Below are 342 nucleotides of genomic sequence, written 5' to 3' on the forward strand. Positions count from 1 at the left end.
CTTTTGATGAGGCGGTGACGCAACCTTCAGGCAGCCAACTGGGCGATGAGGCCATTATTTGGGACGCAGTCAGCACGGCTAAAACAGTGTGGGTAGGTCAGGTCAACATTCGCAGCACTGCTGCGAAAGCGGAATCCTTGCCACTGAGTATCAAAGGGTTCGAAGACGCATCAGGCAACCCAGGTACGGAGAACACGGACCACCAGTTTGCGTTGCAGCCAGTAGTGACCATAAACGAGGTAACGGTGAGCGCAGGGGTGGCGACGGTGAAAGGCAGCATGACCCAATCAGGCGATTCGGCGAAAGTGGTACTGACGTTTGCAGACACAGACGGCGTCACGG

At 56.1% G+C, this 342-nt stretch carries 1 protein-coding gene; it reads left to right on the forward strand.

Going from position 1 to position 342, the window contains the following annotated elements:
• On the forward strand, positions 1-342 hold a 342-nt coding region (locus TW84_RS24710), incomplete at both ends, for a hypothetical protein (protein WP_045977988.1).

It is taken from the genome of Vibrio neptunius (assembly GCF_000967495.1).
GTDB classification, from domain to species: Bacteria; Pseudomonadota; Gammaproteobacteria; order Enterobacterales; family Vibrionaceae; genus Vibrio; species Vibrio neptunius.